Below are 20,086 nucleotides of genomic sequence, written 5' to 3'. Positions count from 1 at the left end.
AGTTAGAAGAGATAGCATTAAATTGTGATTTACTAGATTAATTTGTTATAGACTGAATATTCAATAAATTAATTAAAAATCAAGGGTAATTCTACATATTTCTTAGACATTTTCCGACAGGACTTTAGATATAGGTTGATAAAACGGTAAATGAGGCCCATCCTAACACTTTTTTTACTAAAACAAAAAAGTGAAGATATTCGCAATATAATCCAGAAAATTATCAATTATCTGAAAGTTTATTCGAGTTAAACTAACAAATGTAAGCGTTTTAATATTCTGGATAAAAAAAGTTCAAACTAATTTGAGGGGGAATTGGGATCATGTTAAAAAAACTTAAGAAACAGAAAAAGTCAAAATTACTAGCCTTTACTCTCACATCTTCACTACTTCTTTCAGGACTCACCTATGATATCGCATCCGCTCAGAGCCCCAATCCGTCAACCGTGAAACAAACACAAACTATTGCGAAACAGGTATCCACTCCATACTTAACAGATGCGGCATCGATTGACAATGTGATTCAAGCAATGACCCTTGAAGAAAAGTCTAAATTTGTTGTCGGGGTTGGAATGCCTGGATTTGGAAGGCCTGCATTTGAGGATGTAGTTGGAGCAGTAGGCGGTACATATGGAATTCCTCGGTTAGGAATCCCTGAACTGCGTTTTGCCGACGGCCCGGCAGGTCTTAGAATCAGACCGACACGAACAGGTCAAACCCAAACGTATTATGCAACCGCCTTTCCAATCGCAACATCGCTGGCATCCACTTGGGATACAGCAACAGTAGAAGCCATTGGTAAAGCTCAGGGAAATGAAGTAAAAGAATATGGTGTCGATATGTTATTAGCACCTGCGCTAAATATCCATCGTAATCCATTAAACGGCCGAAACTTCGAATACTATTCAGAGGATCCTTTAATTTCAGGAAAAATGGCTGCAGCGATGGTAAATGGGGTACAATCCAACGGGGTCGGCGCCACAATCAAGCACTTCGCAGCCAATAACCAGGAAACGAATAGAAATAGCATTGATACGATTGTTTCAGAACGAGCATTACGCGAAATTTATCTAAAAGGTTTTGAAATCGCTGTCAAAGAATCCAACCCTTGGTCCGTAATGAGTTCTTATAACAAACTGAATGGTACTTACACATCGCAAAGTGCTGACCTATTAACAACTGTTTTACGGAAGGACTGGGGCTATAAAGGCTTTGTAATGACAGACTGGTTTGGTGGGGATAATCCAGTCGAACAAATGAAAGCACAAAATGACATGATTATGCCAGGTGCGGCAAACCAGTCAACCTTAATTAAAACGGCGGTTGAAAGTGGAAGTTTAGATGAAAAAGTGCTAGACCGAAATATCAAGAACATTTTGAATATCCTTATCCAAACACCTGAGTTTAAAAAGTACCAAAACACAGACAAGCCTGATTTAGCTGCGCACGCACAAACAGCTCGCAAAGCTGCGGCTGAAGGAATGGTTCTTTTAAAGAATGACAAGATGCCATTACCAATCAGCAAGGATCAAAAGATCACGCTATTTGGTAATACTCAAATCGAAACCGTTAAAGGTGGAACAGGAAGTGGAGATGTGAATGCGGCTTACACCACTTCGATTGCGGATGGCTTAAAGGATGCCGGATACCAGCTGAATCAAAGTCAATTCCAAGCATATAAGACTTATATTGATGATCTGCGCTCCCAAGATCAATATAAAATTAAACCAAGTCCATGGGGGGAAGATTTTGGTAAGTCAATCCCAGCTATTCCTGAAAAGCCTCTAACAGATGATGAAATTGCTGGAGCTTCTCAGGCCACGGATATCGGTATCATTGTTATTGGCCGAAATTCCGGTGAAGGTGCAGACCGTAAAGATGTAAAAGGGGATTACCAATTAAGCGATGCGGAAAAAGACATGATTTCGAATGTATCAGCAGAATACCATAAGAAGGGCAAAAAAGTAGCGGTTATTTTAAATGTTGGCGGACCAATCGAGGTAGACAGCTGGAGGGATGATGTAGACTCGATCCTACTAGCATGGCAGCCTGGTCAAGAAGCAGGGTATGCGGTTGCCGATGTGATTTCCGGTAAGGTCAATCCTTCAGGAAAACTGCCAACTACCTTCCCTGTAAAATACAGTGATGTGGCATCGGCCAATAGTTTCCCTGGTACACCGGCAAATAATCCAACACAAGTGGTCTATAACGAAGACATTTATGTGGGCTACCGTTACAACACGACGTTTAATGTGAAGCCTGCTTATGAATTTGGTTATGGATTATCTTATACTGATTTCGATATTAGTCATGTAAATATTAGCGAGGGCAAGAAGTTTAAAGATACGCTAAAGGTATCAGCTATGGTAGAAAATACAGGCAAACTACCAGGCAGAGAGGTCGTTCAAGTCTATGTTTCCGCCCCGGATGGAAAGCTTGAGAAGCCGGCTGTGGAACTCAAAGCTTTTGATAAAACAAAAGAACTTAAGCCGAATCAACGTCAGCTGCTTCAATTCGAACTTAATGCCAAAGACCTTGCCTCCTTCGATGAAGTGCAAAATGCATGGGTTCTTGAAAAAGGCACCTATACCGTAAAAGTTGGAGCATCCTCAGAAGATATTAAAGGAACAGCTACGTTTAAGGTAGATCACGATATCATTGTTGAAAAGGTGAACGAGGCATTAGCACCCAAAGTTGACTTTGAACGGCTTACCAAATAAATTTTTAAATAAACAAAGATAAACAGCCTTCATTGAAAGTCAATGAAGGCTGTTTATATTTTGGTAAAAATGAGGTTTCTAATCAAAATATTTTCATTTTTTGGAGATTGTCGAAAATTGGTAAGTTCCGTATAATATGCATTAACAATGCATGGGGATTGGGGATGTTATATGAGCAAGTTATCCATCGTTGCCTATACAGTAGGAAGTTTGTTTTTTCTTGTCAGCTGCTCATTTTCAATATTTTACGGATATAAGGTCGTTACCCACCATTTACCTAAAGAGGATAGTGCAGTAAAAAAGTATAACTACCATTTTGTTCTTGTTGCAGAGGAGTTAGATAACGAATATTGGAGGCTTGTTGATGAAGGGGCAAGGGCAGCTGCTAAAAAATACGATGTGCTTTTGGAATATGCTGGACCAAAGCAAGCCAATCTGGAGGATCATTTAAAAACAATTGAAATGTCGGCGGCGGCAAAAGTGGACGGAATCATGACACAGGGATTGAGCGATGACCAATTTAGCCCCCTTATCAACAAGGTCGTAGCAAAGGGAATACCTGTCATTACCGTTGATACAGATGCGGCAAATAGCAGAAGGCAGGCTTATATTGGGACAGACAATTATTATTCAGGATTTTTGGCAGGAAAGGCCTTAATTAAAGATACAAAGGGAAAAGCAAATGTAGCGATAATTACCGGCAGCTTTACTAAGAATCACCAGATTCAAAGGGTGCGGGGCTTTAAGGATGCCGTTCAATTCGAAAAAGGGATTCATATTATTGCTTTGGAAGAGTCAGAGATTAGCAGGGTGATTGCTGCAGAAAAGGCTAACCAAATCATGCAGGAGCACCCTGAGGTGAATGCATTTTTTGGAACTAGCGCTCTGGACGGCATTGAAATAGCACATGTGGTAGAAAAATATAAAAAGCAGAATCAAATATACATTATTGGATTCGATACACTTCCGGAAACCATAAAATACATCCGGCAGGGAACCATTAAGGCAACGGTCGTTCAAGAGCCATATGAAATGGGATACGGTGCCGTGGAAATGATGATTAATATTATTGAGGGAAAAAGAGTAGATCCTATCGTCCATACAAATACTCGAATTGCAAGACTAGAGGACCTTCCTGCCGTTGGAATGGGGGGAAGAAAGTGATGTTATTTCGAATCAGATCGAAGCTGCTTTTATATTTTATTGTGCTTGTTGTTCTATTATCATCTGTCGGCTTCTTTTTTTATAACAGCAGTGAAAAATTAGTAACAGAATATGACGATAGCTTTGAACGATTTCTGTTGTTGAATGATATCTCCCAAAGAACTAATTTAATGACGGAAAAGCTGCATGCTTATATTTTGGAAAAGCAGCCTTCCTATCTAAGAGATCATCAAAAAGAAAAGCTGAAGCTGATCAATGATCAAAACAAACTATATGAAGTGATCCATACAAATGAAATTAATCTCACAAATTATAAAAATATGATCGATAGCTTTATAGACGAAAGTGATGCAACTTTAGGGGCTTTTAAAAAGGATGAGATTAACAAATATTCGAATCATTTTAATGAAGTTTTAAAGATTAATGGTTTTCTTCAGGAAAGCACACTGGATTTGCTAAATAATAAACTGACAGATTATCAAAAATTTTATGGCCAGATGGAGAAGCAAAACCATTATTATAAATTGATGTCGATTTCGCTTTTTGCGGCTGCTTTTTTCCTTAGCACCTTGTTAGCGTTATGGATTTCCGGCGGGATTACGAAGCCAATTAGTTTGCTCTCAAAAGCGGCAAAGGAAATTTCAAAAGGAAATCTATCAGGAGAAGATATAAAAATTACCACAAAGGACGAGTTAAAGCCACTAACGGAAACCTTTAACCAAATGCGCACAAACCTAAGGCAATTGGTAAAGGAAATCAAACAGAAATCGGAATTGGATAAGCTGTTAAAGGAATTGGAGCTGCGGAGTCTGCAAAATCAAATCAATCCACACTTTTTATTCAATACATTGAATACGGTTTCAAAACTGGCTTATTTAGAAGAAGCAGAACAAACGTCCAGATTGATTGAAGCTGTTGCGGCATTACTGCGGTACAATCTCGGTGATGTAAATAAGGCCTCCACTCTTCGTGATGAGGTGAGAATTGTCAGTGAGTATTTTTATATTCAAAAAACGAGATTTGGAGAGCGGATCCAATTTATTACAGATATCCAGGAAGACTGTCTGGACATTGAGATTCCAGTATTAATTTTGCAGCCGCTCATTGAGAACGCCTTCATTCATGGGGTAGAGGAATATGAAGAAAATGCAGAGATCCGCCTCAATGTATACCGGCACAAAGACCGAATTAACGTGGAAGTAATCGATAACGGGGAAGGTATGAATGAAGCCACAAAAAAAAGATTTCTCAATTATGTGGAAGGTACAGCAGCAGAAGAGTCCTTTGCGCCTGAAAAATCAAAAGGCCATTCCAATGGGATTGGCGTTAAAAACGTAATTAGAAGGCTTCAACTCTATTACCAGCGAAAAGACGTTGTGGAAATTGAATCAGAATTAAAAAAAGGGACCACGTTTAGACTGACTATTCCTGAGGTAGGTAAAGGGGGACAAGAGCTTGTTGGAAATTCTTATAGTAGATGACGAAATACTGGAAAGAAAGGCATTAACGAAAATTATTAACAACTCTTCGGATACAGTCATGGTCATAGGAGAGGCTCCCAATGGAAGAATTGCCATTGAAATGGCTAAAGAACATCAACCTGATATTATGTTTATGGACATAAAAATGCCTGGGGTTGATGGGGTCCAAGCAGTAAAAGCGATTAGAAGATTCGCCCCCGGTATTCGGTTTATCATGGTGTCGGCGTTTAATACATTTGAATATGCTAAAGAAGTCATGCAGCAGGGGGTTAAGGAATACATCCTAAAGCCGAGCAGTAAAAAAGATATTCTTGAAAGCTTACACCGTGTCTCGGAGGAAATCGTTGAAGAACGGAAGCGTAGAGAAGAGCACGAAAACTTGAGGGAAAATCTTAATCGTGCCGTTTCCATTGCCCAAAAAGAATGGGTCTCATCGCTATTGGTAAACCAAGTACAGGACATCACGTTTGATGAGTGGGGACAATTATTGGGTGTTGAAATTACAAGCGGATATATGGTGCTGTTTTCTTTTCAGCCAATACAAGAAAGCGAAATAACTGCAAACGAAAAACAATCTTGGTATTTGTGGCTCAAGGAAACTGTAAAATCTTTGGTGAAAGAAAAAGAGGCCATTTTTGGGCCGATGACGGACAGCCAAGTTCCTGTTCTATTCCTATCCCATAAAACAATAGAAAAAGGCCAGTTTAAATCAAGCGCAAGGACCAATTTCGAACGGCTATTTACGCTTTTTAATAAAGAATCTTTCAAAGGTCAATTGCGGATTGGAGTTGGCCGCCCTTACCATCATGCACATGAACTGAATCAATCCTACCATGAAGCAGTCATGGCATTAGAGCAACTGCTAAAAAGTCCGAATCAAAGGTACTTTTTTGCGGACAAACAAGAATCAACAGAAAGGTTAGGTCAATCAGGGATTCTTGAGGTTGAGAAAAGGCTACTAGATGCTGTCCGGCAGGGAGATGTGAATCAAGTCCTATTAACTTTCGATTCGTTTGTCACGATGCCTACGGAAAATAATGAATTAAGTGCTCCATTGCTAAAAAAGTCATTTGATGAATTGTTTGTTCTGATTTCGCGAATGCTTCATGAATTAGGAATCAGCTATCAACAACTACCGTCTATTGACGAAACGGAAGAAGTAATGAAGATAGTAGAAAAGGGAAAAGCCCATCTGTTGGCGGTAGTCCAACATGTACAGGTCTGGCGTAACAATCATGCCAAAGGAATGCTGCATAAAGCAAAGGAATATATTGAAACACACTATGCCGATTCCCTGACCTTGGAACAGGTTGCTGAATATGTGGAACTTAGTCCTTTTTATTTCAGTAAATTATTTAAGGATCGGTTCGGTTTGACGTTTATCGATTATTTAACAGAGATAAGGATTTCAAAGGCAAAATTGGAAATGGTAGACCCAGGAAAAAGCTTAAAGGAAATCTGCTATTCAATCGGTTATAAGGATCCGAATTATTTTAGCCGTGTTTTTAAAAAGCATACTGGTTTATCACCTACAGAATTTCGCAAGGCCTCTGTAAGTTAATATTTTACTATAAGACCAATCCGCAAAATGGATTGGTCTCATTTTTTTTACAAATATTTCAGTTGTTTTGCAAACGTTTGCAAAATAATCTAGATAATCACAAATTAGTGCTAGTGTTTTGAACTATTGCAAAGTTTCATCCGGTGCTAACATAAAGTTAAGGGCTTACATGGAGGCTAAGTTAAGCAGATTAGAAGCTTACCAGAGTCTTTACTAAATAGTAAAAGGAGAATGACAACATGTTTAAAAAGAAAAAAGGGTTAATTCTATCTTTGACAGTTGCGTCTAGTATTCTATTAGCAACAGGCTGCAGTGATTCAACTAGTGGTAAGGATTCTGGTTCAGGCAAGGATAGTCTTCCAGCAGTTGGTGCGACCATTTACAAATTTGATGACAACTTTATGTCTTATGTGCGCCGTGCAATGGAAACTTCAGCTAAAGATAACGTAAAGCTTATGTTGAACGACTCTCAAAACGACCAAGCAAAACAAATTGAACAAGTGGATACACTTATTGCCAAAGGAGCTAAGTCTCTTGCCATTAACCTTGTGGATCCAAAAGCGGCTCAAACAATTATCGACAAAGCGAAACCAAAAAATATTCCAGTTATCTTTTTTAACAAAGAGCCAGATGCCAGCGTATTAAAAGGCTACGATAAAGCTTACTATGTTGGAACTACATCTTCAGAATCAGGTGTTCTTCAGGGGCAACTTATTGCTAAAGCTTGGGAAGCTAACAAAGATAAATATGATAAAAACAAAGATGGTAAACTTCAATACGTATTATTAAAAGGTGAGCCAGGACATCCCGATGCAGAAGCACGTACAAAATTTGCAGTGGATACTGTAAAAGAGAAAGGTATCCAAGTAGAAGAATTAGCAATGGATACTGCGATGTGGGATGCAACAAAAGCGACTGAAAAAATGGATGCTTGGTTAGCTAAGTACAGCGATAAGATTGAATTTGTCATCGCTAATAATGATGGAATGGCACTAGGTGCGGTTGCTTCTCTTGAAAAAGCAGGCTACTTCTCTGGCGACAAGTTTATGCCAGTTGTAGGTGTAGACGCGATTCCAGAAGCACTTGAAATGATTGAAAAAGGCAAAATGGTTGGTACGGTCTTAAACGATGCTAAAAACCAAGGTAAAGCTACCATTGATCTTGCAGCAAATGCAGCAAAGGGTAAAGACGTATTAGACGGAACAGAATGGAAGCTTGATGATAATAAAGCCGTACGTGTTCCTTACATTGAAATTACAAAAGATAATATCCAAGTGGGTAAAGACGCTTATAAATAAGAATAGTGGAAGCGCCATGTCCGGGGCTGCATAGCCCCTAGGCGCTCTTCGAACGAAGGAAAAGGGATCGCTTTTCTTTCGTTCGGAGTAAGACTCCTTTGAAATTGGAGCTGGACACCGTATTTTTATAAAAAAATTCATATAAGACCCCTAAAACTGTGTCTTATATCTTCAAATGGTTTAACAAGGAGGTTCGCTCATGTCAGAATCCAGAACTACCAATTTACTTGAAATGCTAAACATAACCAAGCGATTCCCTGGGGTACTTGCTTTAAATAATGTGTCCCTTAAAGTAAAGCCCGGATCGGTACATGCCTTAATGGGCGAAAATGGTGCTGGAAAATCAACATTAATGAAATGCCTATTTGGGATTTATTCGATGGATGAAGGGAAAATCCTTTTTGATGGAAAAGAGGTTTCCTTTGCCAATTCAAAGCAGGCGCTTGAAAATGGCGTATCAATGGTCCACCAAGAACTTAATCAGGTTCGTCAACAGAATGTTATGGATAATATCTGGCTCGGCCGTTATCCCAAAAAAGGTATTTTCATAGATGAAAAGAAAATGTATGAGGATACAGCAGCAATTTTCAAAAGTCTTGACATCAATATTGATCCACGCAGTAAGGTGAGTACGCTATCTGTTTCAGAAATGCAAATGGTTGAAATTGCCAAGGCTGTTTCATACCATTCAAAAATTATCGTTATGGACGAACCAACCTCATCACTTACTGAGACGGAAGTAAATCATCTATTTAGAATCATTAAAAGACTTCAAAGTGAGAATGTAGCGATTATCTATATTTCTCACAAAATGGAGGAAATCTTGAAGATTTCTGATGAAGTAACCATCATGCGTGACGGTCAGTATATTGCGACCAAAAGCGCGAAGGACCTCACCACTGACGAAATCATCAAACTGATGGTTGGCCGTGACTTATCACAGCGCTTCCCTGCTAAGGCAAACAAGCCAGGGGATGTCATTTTGAAAGTCTCCAATCTGACGGCAGAAACACAACCTTCTTTTTCTAATGTAAGTTTTGAACTAAGAAAAGGCGAAATATTAGGGATTGCCGGCTTAGTTGGATCCAAAAGGACAGAGGTTGTTGAAGCATTGTTTGGGATAAGGGCGATAACATCAGGAACGATTGAATTAAATGGCAAGGTGGTCAAAAATCATTCGCCGCAGCACGCCATTAAAAATGGCTTTGCACTTGTAACCGAAGAAAGACGCTCGACAGGGATATTCCCTGACTTGAGTATCAGTTTTAACTCAATCATTTCAAACATGAAGCAATATAAGACTAAAAGCGGGTTCCTATCGGACCGCAAAGTTGCTGACGATACGCAATGGGTGATTGATTCGATGAAAGTAAAAACCCCATCGCAAAAAACATCTATCGGCAGTCTTTCAGGTGGGAACCAGCAAAAAGTTATTATTGGACGCTGGCTGTTAACCAAACCGGAAATTTTATTGCTAGATGAACCGACACGCGGGATTGACGTTGGGGCAAAGTTCGAAATTTACCAGTTAATCAATGAGTTAGCCGCTGAAGGAAAAGGAATTATCATGATTTCTTCAGAAATGCCTGAGCTTCTGGGAGTTTCTGATCGAATTTTAGTAATGAGTAATGGTAAAGCAGCTGGGATCGTCGAAACGGCAACAACATCCCAAGAAGAAATCATGAGCTTAGCAGCTTTGTATTAGGAGGAGATGCAAATGAATAAATCAGCTACACAAAAAGGCAATATAACCAAGTTGCTCTTTGATAACGTGATATATGTATTTTTAATCTTACTAGTCATCGGAATCGTAATCGCTTCTCCTGACTTTCTATCAGTGACAAATCTTATTAATATCCTTAGTCAGTCCTCTTCCCGAATCATTATTGCGCTCGGGATGGCTGGAATCCTGATTACCGCTGGAACAGACTTATCTGCTGGACGGATGGTCGGGCTGGCAGCTGTTGTGTCAGCATCTATGCTGCAAGCTGGTGATTATGCCTATAAAATGTATCCGAACCTTCCAGAATTACCGTTAATAGTACCAATCTTAATTGCTATGATTGCAACGGGTTTAATTTCTACATTAAATGGTGTAATTGTAGCCAAGTTACATGTGCCGCCATTCATTGCCACATTAGGTATGATGATTGGTGTATACGGAATTACTTCTATTTACTTTGACCGCCCGCCATATGGCGCACAGCCGATTGGTGGATTAAGCGAAAAATTTACAACATTTGCCCAACGCGGGATTCCAATTGGATCCTATGAACTTCCATATCTAGTCATTTATGCAATTATAACTACTGCAGTTATCTGGGTTATTTGGAATAAAACACAATTAGGTAAAAACATGTACGCGATCGGTGGTAATCCTGAAGCAGCAAAGGTTTCAGGTGTTAACGTTGCAAGAAACCTGATCATTATCTATATGATTGCAGGTCTATTATATGGATTCTCTGGTACGCTTGAAGCTGGTCGTGTTGGTAGTGCAACAAACAATACAGGAAACATGTACGAACTAGATGCGATCGCAGCCTGCGTAGTCGGTGGTGTATCACTATCCGGTGGTATCGGATCTGTACCAGGAGTAGTAACTGGGGTATTAATATTCCAAATCATCAACTACGGCCTAGCCTTCCTTGGTGTAAGTCCATACATCCAATTCATCGTAAAAGGACTAATCATCGTCGTAGCAGTAGCCTTCGACATGCGCAAACACGCAAAGAAAAAATAAGATTGTTGGTGTCAGGCACCGTTCATGGACAGTTGTCCACGAGCGGTGCCTGACACCTTTTTTTGACACCTTTTTTCATACAAACTATCAAACAATTTGTATGTGAGATTTTATGTTCTGTCTAATGACAGGGCTTGGCCGTGGTGTATAATGAATATATTGACTGAATATTTACATAAATTTTTAAAGTAGGCTAAACTTGGATCTAAGAGCTTTATAATGGTCATATTCCGCAAATTTCCGATTTAATCCTCCATGAGATTTATTAACCAATGAATCATGCACGTAATCTCACTTAAAAAAGGGTGTGTTTAATCATGCAAAGACAAAAGTTATTGATTAATGGAGAAAGACTGAAAACGACACTAGAACAATTTGCAAACTTTGGCCGGACAGAAAACAATGGGGTCACAAGGTTGTCCTTATCAAAAGAGGATATTCGAGTAAGGGACTATTTCCGTTCTTGCTGTGAGGAATTAGGTCTGACCGTCACGGTTGATGATATGGGCTGCATGTATGCAACACTAGCTGGAATTGAGGATAAATCGCCAATTCTCATTGGTTCCCATTTGGATTCGGTGAAAAAAGGCGGCCGATTTGATGGTGTTTTAGGAGTTGTAGCTGGCTTAGAAGTTGTTAGGACGTTGGTTGAGAATCAGATTAAACCACAAATCCCAATAACGATCGTTAATTTTACAAATGAAGAAGGAGCCCGGTTTGAACCATCCATGATGGCTTCAGGGGTGCTCTCTGGTAAATTTGATAAGGAAGTAATGCTGAAAAAGGTAGATTCAGAGGGAATTACCTTTGGTGAGGCTTTAAAGGCAAGCGGCTACGAGGGGGAAGTAGAGAATCGGTTGAAAGAGGCCGCGGCCCTATTAGAGCTTCATATTGAACAAGGCCCGATCCTTGAAAAAGAGGCCCTCTCGATTGGTGTTGTAGAATGTGTCGTGGGAATGGCCTGCTATGAGATTGAAATAACAGGGGAATCTGATCATGCCGGCACCACCCCAATGAATATGAGAAAAGATGCCCTGTTTGCTGCCAATAACTTAATCAATGAAATCCGCAGGCGGTTAGGGGTATTAGATGAAGACTTAGTTTTCACAATTGGCAGGGTGAACGTGTACCCAAGCATCCATACGGTCATTCCGAACAAAGTTGTCTTTACCCTAGAAGCACGACATAAAGATATGGAAATTGTCCGTACGGTTAAAAACTTCATCGAATCACTCCCGAATTTAACTTCACTTAATGAAGGATGTGTGGTAAAAACAACAAAATTATGGGAGCGGGACACGGTTTGGTTCGAAACAGAAATCTGTAAGGCACTAGAAGAGTCCGCCCAGGCACTTGGTTATTCCAATAAAAGAATGGTTTCGGGTGCAGGACATGATGCCCAGTTCATTGCTAGCTTCGTACCTACTGCGATGTTGTTTGTTCCAAGTATTAATGGAAAGAGCCATTGTGAAGAAGAATTAACAACGTGGGAAGACTGCGAAAAGGGGATCAATGTTTTATTGGATACAGTTTTAACAATGCTTTCAAAATAGGTATAGTAGAGTAAATTTTTAAAGGGATCCTTCCGCTTGCGGAAGGGTCTTTTTTTTATATGATGCACCTATTTAAATATTTCCTTAAAAGTTATATATTGTAAATTTTATTGTAAAAGTGTAAAATTACACTATATTATAATCGTCGGAAAAACCAATAAAAAGGAGCGGGGACATGGGGAAAATAGTAAAGTTCTTATTGTTGTATTTTGGAATCGTACCACTAGTTTTTAGCTTTTTCGCATTCGCGATTATGACGGAGTTTGATAATACTTTGCTTGCTGCACTACCTGGATTAATTGTTGCTGGGTGTTTGACCGGGTTCCTCGTAAGCAAGAAGCACTTGAAGCAGGAAAACTTAAAGGACTATCTGGTCCTTGTTCTTGTTCCGCTTGCCTATACGGCGGTCCTTTGGGCCCTATTTATGCTGATTAGCAAAGGGTTTTACGGAGCGGATGCTTGGCTGTTTTATAGTATTTTTCATTTGGTCTACGCGCTCAACTATTTTATTGCCATGCTTATGGGAGAAGGAAGATTATTTCTGTGGGCACCATTAGCATACGAGCTTTCCTTTATTTTAGGAGCAGCGCTAGCCATATTAAAGTGGAGAAAGCTCCCAGCCTTCCATAAAAAGCAACTGCTGTCAGTGATAATGATATTTATGCTTGCAATCGGTACTGGTGCCGCTGTTCAATGGCATCGCAGTAAAACGGTCCTGCCATCCTATGGGTTTGAATATGGAGGAGGTTATTCGAGTACAGACCTCTATCCATATGATGTGAATAATCCAGATAATATTTTGCCGAAGTTGAAAACTGCTTCCACCTTTACGATAAAAAAACCAAGTGAAATGCCTATTTTAGATGGAGCAGAAGCTGCGTTCCCGGTGTATTCCGCTTTTGCCAATGCAGCCTATGAAAATATTGACAAGGTGGTTCAAGAATATGGGGAAGTCGTCACCTTTACTAATACCATTTATGCCTATGAGCGGCTTTTAACAGGTGATGTTGATATTTATTTTGGAGCAGAGCCATCTAAAGAACAGCAGTTAATGGCGAAAGAGGCAGGTAAAGAACTGGTTATGACCCCAATTGGGAAGGAAGCATTTGTCTTTTTTGTAAATCCAGATAATAAGATTGATAGCCTAGCTGTTTCAGAGATTAAAGGCATCTACTCTGGAAAAATTAAAAACTGGTCAAAACTAGGCGGCAAGGATGAAAAAATTATTGCCTTCCAGCGTCCTGAAAATTCGGGGAGTCAAACGCTTCTGGAAAAGATCATGGGTGATACGCCAATCATGAAGCCTCTAAAAGAAGATATACCTGAAGGGATGGGCGGGATTATCGAACAGGTAGCCGACTACCGAAACTATGACAATTCAATTGGCTTTTCGTTTCGGTTCTTTGCAACGGGAATGAAGGCAAATACAGATATCAAGCTGTTGGCGATTAATGGAATTGAACCAACTCCTGAAAACATCGCTAGTGGAAAATATCCTTTCACGGCCTCCCTATATGCGATCACAGTGAAGGACAACAAAAAAATGCAAACAATCCAGCCATTTCTGAAATGGATGCAGGGACCACAAGGCCAAGAAATCGTTGAAGATATTGGTTATATAAAAGTAACTAAGGATTAGAAAATCATTTACCGTGTGACGCAAAAAAGCGAGGAGCACTTGAATATGCTCTTCGCTTTTTTGTAGTTGGGGACTGTTCTTTCGTTTTAAAATAAATTCCAGAAATACGGAAAAATCCGCATTCCCGGAATCGTAATCGTAAATTATTCCGGAATTTCGGAATAAAAAATCGATACAATGGTGGATTTTGGTGACCCCGGTTTTAATTTAGTATAATAACAGTGTAATAATACTGAAAATTTATACTCTTTAAAATTAATAAACAAAATTGGCATGGAACTTGCAATTAATAAAGTAGACTTCGATTTGCAAACGCTTACCAAAGAGAATGAAGTTCAATCTAAACTTACAAGGGGGATTTAAATGCAATTATTTATTATTCTTTTATCGCTTGGGCTATTAATGTTTGTTGCCTACCGAGGGTTTTCTGTTATTTTATTTGCTCCAATCTGTGCACTTTTAGCAGTATTACTTGTTGACCCGAGCCATGTTTTACCGTTCTTTTCGGGAGTCTTCATGGAAAAAATGGTCGGATTTATTAAATCGTACTTCCCTGTTTTCTTATTAGGAGCGATTTTTGGTAAAGTGGTTGAAATGTCAGGGATTGCAGAATCCATCGCGAAGACGATTGTCCGCTGGCTTGGTGCAAAACGTGCGATGCTAACCATCGTATTATTAGGTGCAATTTTAACATATAGCGGTGTAAGTTTATTTGTAGCAGTTTTTGCTATTTATCCGTTTGCTGCCCAAATGTTCAGGGAAGCGAATATTCCGAAGCGCTTAATCCCAGGGACGATTGCACTTGGTGCCTTCACATTCACTATGGATGCCCTGCCGGGGACACCGCAAATTCAGAACGTTATTCCAATTCAATTCTTTAAAACGAATATTTATGCCGCTCCAACTCTTGGAATTATTGGCGCTATTTTTGTCTTAGGCCTAGGGCTTTTATATCTTGAAACACGTAGGAAAAAGGCTGCAAAAGCAGGAGAAGGTTACTTTGGGTTTGGAACAGAGAATGCGGCGGCATTGGCTGAAGCCAATCAAAAGGACATGGCGGTTCCAGATTTAACATCTCAGCAATCTGTTTTAAAACAAGTTATGGCGTTTGTACCGCTCATCTTAGTAGGGGTTACCAATAAACTGTTCATCACCTACATTCCAAAATGGTATCCGAACGGTTTTGATTTTTCCGCAATTGGTCTAAAAGCGTATGTAGTAGATGTTCCGACTGTTGCTGCGATTTGGGCAATAGAAATGGCGCTAGTCGTTGGGATTATTACATCACTTGCTTTTGATTGGAAGCGGGTAAAGATAAACTTTAAAGAAGGATTAAACCTAAGTATTGCCGGAGCCTTGCTTGCTACCATGAACACAGGAGCAGAATACGGTTTTGGAGGAGTTATTGCTGCTCTTCCTGGATTTACAAAAATCAGTGATGGAATTTCCAGCACTTTTACAAATCCGCTCGTTAACGGTGCGGTTACAACTAGTTCCCTTGCAGGGATTACTGGTTCTGCCTCAGGTGGTATGGGGATTGCGTTAGGTGCAATGGCTGATAAGTACAACCAGGCAATTGCGGCGGCAAATATTCCGCCAGAAGTAATGCACCGTGTTGTTGCCATGGCATCGGGCGGGATGGATACACTTCCACATAACGGTGCTGTTATCACGTTACTTGCTGTTACTGGATTAACACACAAACAATCGTACCGCGATATTTTCGCTGTTACGATCATTAAAACAGTGGCTGTTTTCTTTGTTATCGGTCTCTACACTTTATTTGGAATTATCTAATAGNNTTATTAAGGAGGATGCCTGTATGAGCAAGGCATTAGAAGGAAAAACAGCATTTATTACCGGATCTGCAAGTGGGATTGGATTAGAAATCGCAAAGACTTTTGCGGAGGAAGGTGCAAAAGTAGTTATCTCTGATTTAAATGCTAGTAAAAGTGAAGAAGTGGCTTCCGAACTAAGGAGACAAGGCTTTGAAGCACTAGCAGCTCCATGTGATGTGACTGATGAGGAAGCATTTAAAAATAGTCTTCAGTCTGCTTATCAAACCTTCGGAAGTATTGATATTTTAGTCAATAATGCAGGAATGCAATATGTTTCACCAATTGAGGAGTTTCCTACTGAAAAATTTGAATTACTGGTCAAAATCATGTTAACTGCACCCTTTATCGGGATTAAACATGTGTTCCCAATCATGAAGAAACAAGGTTTTGGAAGAGTCATCAATATGGCTTCCATTAATGGTGTGATTGGGTTTGCAGGTAAGGCTGCCTACAATAGTGCCAAACACGGTGTCATTGGCTTAACCAAGGTTGCTGCATTGGAGGGCGCAGCCGATGGAATCACTGTAAATGCTTTATGTCCTGGTTACGTCGATACGCCGCTCGTCAGAAACCAATTAGGAGATTTGGCTAAGACAAGAAATGTCAGCCTAGATCGTGTCATTGAAGAAGTACTCTTCCCGCTGGTTCCGCAAAGGAGGCTATTATCAGTATCAGAAATTGCTGATTATGCTGTCTTTCTAGCAAGCGATAAAGGAAGAGGCGTTACTGGCCAAGCTGTCATTCTAGATGGAGGCTACACGGCTCAATAATTGAAATAATGAATCCTATTCGGTTGTTCGAATAGGATTTTCACTTTGGTTGAAATACCTCCAATTTCTCAATCCTATGTCGTTATTTGATATAATGACAATGTCTAACGTGCAAAGGTGGGATAAGAATGTTCGAAGGGTTTGAGAGAATCCCTGTTAATTGGCATAAGCAAATTATTAATTTATTAGCAGAACGAATTGTTGTGGTGGATCACAATGGGATTATTCTTTATATAAATGAAGCATATTGCGAGTTTTTAGGAACAACCGTTAAAGATGCCGTCCACCGGCCAGTACAGGAAGTTATTGAAAATTCACGTATGCACATCGTCGCCAAAACAGGACAAAAAGAGCTTGCTGCCCTTCATCCCATCAATGGAAGTGAAATGATTGCTAACCGTTTCCCTATAATTGAAGATGGGAAAATAGTCGGAGCGGTGGGAACAGTCATGTTTCGCACACCAGATGAATGGCAAATGTATAAAACAAAGATACAAGGACTAGTGGAAGAATTAAAATATTATAAAACAAAAGTTGAAAAAGAGTTGAAAAGTAAATATCATTTCCATCATTTAATTGGGAATAGCCCAGCTTTTGCGGCAACGAAAAAACTAGCAGAAAGAATTTCTGAAAGCAACTCATCCGTCCTATTAATTGGGGAATCAGGAACAGGCAAGGAATTATTTGCACATGCCATTCATAATAGCAGCATGCGTGCCTCCCTGCCTTTTGTTGCAATCAACTGTGCATCAATTCCGGAACATTTGCTAGAGTCGGAGCTGTTTGGTTATGAAGATGGTGCATTTACAGGGGCAAAGAAAGGCGGCAAGAAGGGTCAGTTCGAAATTGCTAATAATGGGACACTCTTTCTAGATGAAATTGGTGACATGCCACTCTCGATGCAAAGTAAGCTTTTAAGGGTATTGCAGGAAAAAGAGGTGCAGCGAGTTGGTGGTCAAAGGTCAATAGCTGTAGATGTCCGGATTATCGCTGCTACACACCGTGAATTAGAGGCGTTGGTGGAGGAAGGAAAATTTCGTCAGGATTTGTACTATCGATTAAATGTGATCAAGATAGATATCCCCCCTCTAAGAGAACGAAAAGAGGATATTCCCCTTATTTCCCAAAATCTATTGAAAAAATTAGAGAGGAAATTTTATCGTAAAGGGATAGCGTTGTCTCCTTACGTAGAAGAAAGACTAATGCAGCATTCGTGGCCGGGAAACATCCGGGAACTTGAGAATGTATTGGAACGTTCCATCAATGTTTTAGATGGAAAAACGATTGAAGTTGCCCATCTGCCATTATATCTGCGAGACATAGAAATGGATAATAATTATGTTCCTGCAGACAATCCTTCGAATAATCAGATGGCTTTAAAAGAGGAATTTATGATTTCTTCATTAAAAGAAATACTTGCGAAGGCGGAAAAGGAAGCAATCCTTAATGCTCTGCACATAACGAATGGCAATAAGCAGGAAGCTGCTAAAGTACTTAAAATTGGGAAAACCAGTTTTTATGAAAAGTGCAAATTATATGCTATTAAATAGTAATAAATACCCATTCGAAACACGATGTAATTTCCTTTTTGAAAAGGTTATCATAACTATGGTAATAGCCACGACTCTAGTTTATGATAAAAGGGAATATTTCGAAAACAGTTAGAGTGGGTGGAAGCACAATGATCCTGTTAGACTATATTTTTAATCTTGCAATTTTTTCACTACTGGTCAGTACACCTTTAGTCATCTCCTCGTTCATTAAGCATAAACCATTTAAACTAGCCCGCCTCTGGACGTCTCTATATGCGGGGGTGGTTTCCGTGCTGCTTGTTATTCTGTCATTCCAGCAGCTAGGCTATTCTTACGATATCAGGTATGCGCCTGTTATTCTCATGTTTGCATACCTCGGGCCATCCGCAGGATTAATTACTGGACTGTTTTCACTATTCGCAAGACTGTGGACCAGCGGACAATGGGAACCAGTTCTTAGTGGCTGGGGATTATTGATGTTTGGTTTCTCGGTTATTTACTTTTATACTAAACAATTTACGGTTATTAAAAAAATCAGCATATTTTTTGCTGTCTATATTTTGAATTACGGAATTACGGTCTTTACGTTTAAGATATTTATTGATAACCCTATCTTTCATTTACAATATTTATTATTTGTGATGTTAGGGGTAATCATTGGCGCATTACTCATTGAATCATATGAAAAGCTGCATAGATTAAATAATAGGTTAACAGATATGTATAAACTGGTAGAGGCAAGTGAATCAAAGTACCGTCTTATCGCTGAAAATACATCAGACCTTATCCTTGTTTTGAATGATGAACAATCAGCGATATACTTTTCTCCTTCACATGAGAGTGTTTTAGGGTATCAATGCTGTGAATTAGAAAAATTGGAAAAATACCAATTAATTCATAGGGATGAAGTAAATCTGTTTAAAAGTACAATAAAGTTGATGTTTGATAATAAAGAGATGCAATCCATTGAATTTCGAATGAGGCACAAAGATGGAAGATGGCTTAATTTTGAATCACGCTGTGTGCCTGTTTTGGGAGAAGATGGGACTGTTGAAAATATCGTCATTATAAGCAGAGATATTTCGGAACGTAAACAGTCAGAAGAAATTCTTCTTCGGTCGGAGAAGCTATCGATCGTTGGGGAGTTAGCGGCAGGGGTTGCCCATGAAATAAGAAATCCACTTACTACCATAAAAGGGTTCATGCAACTTTACAAAAGAGGGGATAGTTCGATTGATGATTTGCTCCTAAGTGAATTGAATCGTATTGAAACGATTACCAGCCAACTGCTTACTTTGGGAAAACCGCAAGCGCTTCAATTAGTCAGGACAAATATCCTCGAATTAATCGAAGATACCCTTGAACTTCTAGCGCCTGAAGCTATGATGAGTAATGTCCAATTCAAACTGGATATTGATGAAACATCCTACTATATTACCTGTGAGAAAAATCAATTAAAGCAGGTCTTCCTTAATATTTTAAAGAATGCGATGGAAGCAATGAAGGAAGGGGGAGAAATTCTCGTCCGCCTTCGCAAGGGAATAGATGGCGAATGTATCATTTCTATCCAGGACCAAGGGTGTGGGATCCCTGAAGAATTACTTCCTCGATTAGGTGAACCATTCTATACATTGAAAGAAAAAGGAACAGGACTCGGCCTAATGATTAGCCATAAAATCATTAAACAACACCAGGGCAGCATTACATTTAGCAGTAAAGAAAAGGCAGGAACCAACGTTGAAATAAAATTCCCATCGGCAGGTTGAGAATTGTACAGGGTGTCAGGCACC

13 protein-coding genes are annotated in these 20,086 nt (G+C 39.6%); all 13 read left to right on the top strand.

From position 1 onward, the window contains the following. Positions 1 to 323: 323 nt before the first annotated feature. The 13 genes from V7659_RS19890 (at position 324) to V7659_RS19830 (ending at position 20,062) form a co-directional block, all read left to right on the top strand. Complete coding sequence (locus tag V7659_RS19890) at positions 324 to 2,720, top strand: beta-glucosidase (RefSeq protein WP_335541653.1); 2,397 nt, start codon at positions 324 to 326, stop codon at positions 2,718 to 2,720. Between the two features lie 171 nt (positions 2,721 to 2,891). Next, entirely contained in the window at positions 2,892 to 3,884 is a 993-nt protein-coding gene (locus V7659_RS19885; RefSeq protein WP_335541652.1) for a sugar-binding protein, read from the top strand. Further along, positions 3,884 to 5,365, top strand: coding sequence for a sensor histidine kinase (locus V7659_RS19880; protein WP_335541650.1), 1,482 nt, complete (start codon positions 3,884 to 3,886; stop codon positions 5,363 to 5,365). Before V7659_RS19885 ends, V7659_RS19880 begins: the two co-directional genes overlap by 1 nt. After that, a complete protein-coding gene (locus V7659_RS19875) occupies positions 5,340 to 6,926 on the top strand; it encodes a response regulator (RefSeq protein ID WP_335541648.1) in 1,587 nt (528 codons plus the stop codon). The genes V7659_RS19880 and V7659_RS19875 overlap by 26 nt, the downstream gene beginning before the upstream one ends. A 239-nt stretch (positions 6,927 to 7,165) precedes the next feature. Next, the gene (gene mglB, locus V7659_RS19870; protein ID WP_144555335.1) at positions 7,166 to 8,224 is read left to right on the top strand and encodes a galactose/glucose ABC transporter substrate-binding protein MglB; all 1,059 of its coding nucleotides are present in this window, start codon (positions 7,166 to 7,168) and stop codon (positions 8,222 to 8,224) included. A 199-nt stretch (positions 8,225 to 8,423) separates the two neighbouring features. Next, the gene (mglA, locus tag V7659_RS19865; protein ID WP_335541644.1) at positions 8,424 to 9,929 is read left to right on the top strand and encodes a galactose/methyl galactoside ABC transporter ATP-binding protein MglA; all 1,506 of its coding nucleotides are present in this window, start codon (positions 8,424 to 8,426) and stop codon (positions 9,927 to 9,929) included. 12 nt (positions 9,930 to 9,941) lie between these two features. Next, positions 9,942 to 10,964 (top strand): galactose/methyl galactoside ABC transporter permease MglC, encoded by a 1,023-nt coding sequence (mglC, locus tag V7659_RS19860; protein ID WP_335541642.1) that lies wholly within the window; start codon positions 9,942 to 9,944, stop codon positions 10,962 to 10,964. A 317-nt stretch (positions 10,965 to 11,281) separates the two neighbouring features. Beyond that, a complete protein-coding gene (locus tag V7659_RS19855; RefSeq protein ID WP_335541640.1) occupies positions 11,282 to 12,517 on the top strand; it encodes a Zn-dependent hydrolase in 1,236 nt (411 codons plus the stop codon). Positions 12,518 to 12,692: 175 nt separating this feature from the next. After that, on the top strand, positions 12,693 to 14,156 hold the full coding sequence (locus V7659_RS19850) for a PstS family phosphate ABC transporter substrate-binding protein (RefSeq protein WP_335541638.1): 1,464 nt from the start codon (positions 12,693 to 12,695) through the stop codon (positions 14,154 to 14,156). A gap of 363 nt (positions 14,157 to 14,519) precedes the next feature. Beyond that, positions 14,520 to 15,953: a GntP family permease gene (locus V7659_RS19845; RefSeq protein WP_283877270.1), complete on the top strand. Its 1,434-nt coding sequence runs from the start codon at positions 14,520 to 14,522 to the stop codon at positions 15,951 to 15,953. A 25-nt stretch (positions 15,954 to 15,978) separates the two neighbouring features. Next, complete coding sequence (locus tag V7659_RS19840) at positions 15,979 to 16,764, top strand: 3-hydroxybutyrate dehydrogenase (RefSeq protein ID WP_335541636.1); 786 nt, start codon at positions 15,979 to 15,981, stop codon at positions 16,762 to 16,764. A gap of 128 nt (positions 16,765 to 16,892) precedes the next feature. Then, complete coding sequence (locus V7659_RS19835; RefSeq protein WP_335541635.1) at positions 16,893 to 18,314, top strand: sigma-54 interaction domain-containing protein; 1,422 nt, start codon at positions 16,893 to 16,895, stop codon at positions 18,312 to 18,314. 131 nt (positions 18,315 to 18,445) lie between these two features. Beyond that, entirely contained in the window at positions 18,446 to 20,062 is a 1,617-nt protein-coding gene (locus V7659_RS19830) for an ATP-binding protein (protein WP_335541633.1), read from the top strand. The last annotated feature ends 24 nt before the right edge of the window (positions 20,063 to 20,086 follow it).

Source organism: Neobacillus drentensis, assembly GCF_036966985.1.
In the GTDB taxonomy this organism is placed as follows: Bacteria; Bacillota; Bacilli; order Bacillales; family Cytobacillaceae; genus Neobacillus; species Neobacillus drentensis_E.
This window is presented reverse-complemented; position numbering and strand designations above follow the sequence as displayed.

What these genes read in the sequence shown, in the direction of transcription:
- V7659_RS19835 (WP_335541635.1), top strand. Translation starts at nt 16,893, where the DNA reads ATGTTCGAAGGGTTTGAGAGAATCCCTGTTAATTGGCATAAGCAAATT.
- V7659_RS19880 (WP_335541650.1), top strand. Translation starts at nt 3,884, where the DNA reads ATGTTATTTCGAATCAGATCGAAGCTGCTTTTATATTTTATTGTGCTT.
- V7659_RS19855 (WP_335541640.1), top strand. Translation starts at nt 11,282, where the DNA reads ATGCAAAGACAAAAGTTATTGATTAATGGAGAAAGACTGAAAACGACA.
- mglB (WP_144555335.1), top strand. Translation starts at nt 7,166, where the DNA reads ATGTTTAAAAAGAAAAAAGGGTTAATTCTATCTTTGACAGTTGCGTCT.
- V7659_RS19885 (WP_335541652.1), top strand. Translation starts at nt 2,892, where the DNA reads ATGAGCAAGTTATCCATCGTTGCCTATACAGTAGGAAGTTTGTTTTTT.
- V7659_RS19890 (WP_335541653.1), top strand. Translation starts at nt 324, where the DNA reads ATGTTAAAAAAACTTAAGAAACAGAAAAAGTCAAAATTACTAGCCTTT.
- mglA (WP_335541644.1), top strand. Translation starts at nt 8,424, where the DNA reads ATGTCAGAATCCAGAACTACCAATTTACTTGAAATGCTAAACATAACC.
- V7659_RS19840 (WP_335541636.1), top strand. Translation starts at nt 15,979, where the DNA reads ATGAGCAAGGCATTAGAAGGAAAAACAGCATTTATTACCGGATCTGCA.
- V7659_RS19850 (WP_335541638.1), top strand. Translation starts at nt 12,693, where the DNA reads ATGGGGAAAATAGTAAAGTTCTTATTGTTGTATTTTGGAATCGTACCA.
- mglC (WP_335541642.1), top strand. Translation starts at nt 9,942, where the DNA reads ATGAATAAATCAGCTACACAAAAAGGCAATATAACCAAGTTGCTCTTT.
- V7659_RS19830 (WP_335541633.1), top strand. Translation starts at nt 18,446, where the DNA reads ATGATCCTGTTAGACTATATTTTTAATCTTGCAATTTTTTCACTACTG.
- V7659_RS19845 (WP_283877270.1), top strand. Translation starts at nt 14,520, where the DNA reads ATGCAATTATTTATTATTCTTTTATCGCTTGGGCTATTAATGTTTGTT.